This window comes from Iodobacter sp. CM08, from assembly GCF_033446605.1.
Lineage (GTDB): Bacteria > Pseudomonadota > Gammaproteobacteria > Burkholderiales > Chitinibacteraceae > Iodobacter.
This window is the reverse complement of the sequence record NZ_JAWQUO010000086.1, coordinates 1-3,248: the sequence shown is the minus strand read 5'-3', so window position 1 is coordinate 3,248 and position 3,248 is coordinate 1. Positions and strand designations below refer to the sequence as shown.

At 50.0% G+C, this 3,248-nt stretch carries 3 protein-coding genes; all 3 read right to left on the bottom strand.

The features are described from left to right. On the bottom strand, nucleotides 1–1,015 hold a 1,015-nt coding region (locus R6242_RS22090), incomplete at its 3' end, for a T6SS effector BTH_I2691 family protein (RefSeq protein ID WP_318431030.1). Beyond that, nucleotides 999–2,006, bottom strand: coding sequence for a DUF4123 domain-containing protein (locus R6242_RS22085; protein ID WP_318431028.1), 1,008 nt, complete (start codon nucleotides 2,004–2,006; stop codon nucleotides 999–1,001). The genes R6242_RS22085 and R6242_RS22090, both read right to left, overlap by 17 nt. Before the next feature lie 17 nt (nucleotides 2,007–2,023). Then, nucleotides 2,024–3,248: DUF2345 domain-containing protein (locus tag R6242_RS22080; RefSeq protein ID WP_318431026.1), on the bottom strand; the 1,225-nt coding region annotated here is incomplete at its 5' end.

The window sequence follows — 3,248 nt, the reverse complement described above, 5'->3', positions numbered from 1 at the left end:
TTGTGGTATCAAGTGGCTCCCACAGTGTTTTCCTTGAATAATCAATCGGGATCTGACCATAGGCATTAGATTCTTTTCGATCATATTGCCCCTTGGTAATCACGCCTAAATCCCTTGCCCCCGATTCAAAAAATGAGTCCGTTTTCTTGAAATTGTCTTCATGAAGCATTTTTTGAATGCCGCTAAGCCTGGCAGAGCAGAGCATTCCCTGGGCGAAGGGGGTTAGTGCCTCGTTCATTTTTACCAGCGCCCGCATACGCAAATGGTTTAGCTCGGCAGAAACCGCCACTGGGTCATGCAGGGCAAACACAAGGCCTTTATCTTTGGTCTTGGGGTGCATATTGCCCAATTGCTGCATATGGCCATTCAGTTGATCCAGCGCGCCTGCTTCGCCTTTAAAAGGGAAGTAGGGCTCCGCATCTTTGCCCGGGCTGACATTGCGCAGTGCATATTCAGCAACAAATTTCCCTGGGCTTTCTGCCTTGGCAACAAACGCATTGTCTGGTGCTTTTCCACTATCTAAGTAGGCTTTAACATCAAGGCATTGCATGACTTTTGGATTGGCCTGATTCGCTTTTTTAAGCGTGTCATTCCATAAGTTGGCGCTATAAGCCAGCCATATTTTCCCCGTTTTATGAGCCTGGGGAATCGTCAGTAAGCGCACTTTATGCAAATGGCCGGCTTTATTACATGAGAAAGGCTCTTGCGCATAAAAGGAGGGGTGCGAGGTAGAGTAAAGCGCTCCTTCCGGTGTAATCCGATAGATATCCCAACCATCTTTTTTGCCTGCTGGCGGTGTTTCATAAAACACATATAAATAACCTCGGCGCAGGGTGCGCAAGACAAAGCGCGATTGCTTAGGTGTGGCAAGCTGGGCGGCTTTTTGCGCAGTGGCGTGCGAAAGCAGCTTGTCACTACCAGCGGGTTGCAAATCTGCTTTGTTTGCAATTACAGAAGGGCGCACCAATAGAATAGGCAGACCACTTTTTTCACAAGCTCTACAGGTATCCGTCATTGGTCTTCTTTTGCGGTGAGTTCAGCATGATTTGGTCCCATTGGCTTTCGGTTATTTCGGCCAATGCGGTATTCAAAGGAGTTTGAGTTTCTTTGGCGTTTTTAAAAATTGCAGTCATAGATGAGTGCCGCCAAAACTGCGGATATTTATCGGCATGTAGGGCAAAGGCCAGTTGATCATCGGTTTGCGGCCAGCCCGATTCCCTGGCGGTTTTAACCCATAGCCGTGCATTTAAAAACATCTGAGCATAGGGGGCTGATCGTGTGGCATACCATTGCGCTAAAGTACGGTTAATTGCCTCCGCATCAAGTATGGTTTCTGCTTCGTGGGGCTTTAATACCAGCATTGCCTTGTTGCCCCCTGTGCTTTGTAGATGGGTGACTCTGCCGTCGATAGATAAAAAATACCAGTTAGAAACAGGCCCAAGCCACAGACTGATGCGCTCTTTACCCAGCAGCGCTAAAAGTAAAGGCAATGTTCTGGGGTCAGCTGCTCTTAAATAGCGCTTACCTGCGTGTCCCTTTATTCTTTGCTGCATCATTCTGACTAACCATGCCGCCAGCTCATCGCTACTTGCATGGCTTTGTAGCCAGGCGCATACAGGCAGCCCGCCAAAACCTCTCTCTAGCAGTGCAAGATTATTTTCTAATGCAATCTGAATAGACTCTGCAAATAAAGGGTCTTCTTTGCCCTGCAATTGCACTAAATAGGGCAATTGAGCATAAGGCAAAGGCGGCTCGCTAAAAGTCAGCATGGTGATGTTTCGCCCGTCCCATGCTGCTGTGCGGGAGTCTTGCAGAGTAGGCGTGTTTTCTGGTGGCGCAGCATCTGGCCCGCCATCCAAGGGGCGTGGCTCGCCCAGCATAGGATCAATCAGCAAATAGAGAGTGCCGTCTTGTTTTGACGATCCAATTTGTGCTGTCAACTGCGTAATATGAACCGGTTCAATAGCCAGTGGAGGCCATGGGTCAAAGAGTGCTGTGTTTTGCATTAATTTTGGCCTGTATATCAAAGAACAGCTGCGCCGCCCGCAGCGGCATCTTTCATTTTTTGTGAACAATCCTTGGCTTTTACAAAGGGCACAAATTGGGGCGTTAAGCTCGCTGGCCCACTCATATCATGGCTCGCGCCCTTAATGCTTACTTCCCCTGGGCAATGAATTTCGATATCGCCGCCTTTTAGCCGGATATAGCCGCCACCTGCGGTGACTAAAACTTCGTCTTTAGCCGAAATGCTGAGTAGGCCCTTGCAAGCAGTGACTTTTAGGTCTTTATCGCCGGTGATTTCAATATCGTCGCTCTGCGCTTGCAACTGGATTTTGCCTTTGGCGGCGATCAGTTTTAGCGCGACTTTATCTTTTACCCCCGCCACAAATAGGCTGATGTGCTGGCCGACGTTGTGAATCCAGCGGCGGCCAGAGGTTTGGTTGGTGTCGCGCTGCGCAACCAGATCAAGGTTTGTGCCTGCGGTAATTGTCTGGCTTTGCGGGCTGGTGATGGCGATGCCGTCTTCCCCGTGTAGCAGAATGATATTCTGTTGGCCTGCTTGCTTTTCGGACTGGCTTTTACCGTCTTTATCCGTATTTGTGCCTGCTTCTAGGCTTTTACTGGCGTGGATATGATGGTGCAAATGGCCTTGGCTGTTTTGGTTACCCGCGCTATTGTCCGGATTAATTGTTTTATTGTCTTCGCCGGTTTCTATGGTGTCGGCAAGCTGGTTGGTGGCCGTTTCACCAAGGCTTTGGGCTAGTGAAAATGCTGATTCAAGCTGGCTTTGGGCGGGGCTGCGGTCGAGTTGCTTGCCAGATGCGCCGCTTTTAGCTTCGGTACTAATGAGTAAACCATTGGCGCGGATTGCGCCCTGATTATCCGTGCGCAACTCAAAACCTTCACCGCGTGGCTCGCCTTTTCCGTCGGTTCTTGGATGGATCAGATAGCCAAGGTTAAGCTGGGTTTTGCCGTGCTCGCTGGATAATTTAGTGCGTACTTCACCTTTGCTATCATCAAACAGCAGCTCGCCATACTGGCCGCCTTCATGCTCTTTGGTTTTGATACCGGATAGGGTTTTATTGGCGGGTAAGCTGCCTGCGCCGCTAAACGCGGGCACTGAATGGCTACCGTTGTAGACCACGCCAGTGACAACAGGGCGGTCAATGTCACCTCCTAAAAAGCTGACAGTCACCTCCTGACCCACCCTAGGGATAAACTGATGGCCAAAGCCCGCGCCTGCCGAT

What these genes read in the sequence shown, in the direction of transcription:
- R6242_RS22085 (WP_318431028.1), bottom strand. Translation starts at nt 2,006, where the DNA reads ATGCAAAACACAGCACTCTTTGACCCATGGCCTCCACTGGCTATTGAA.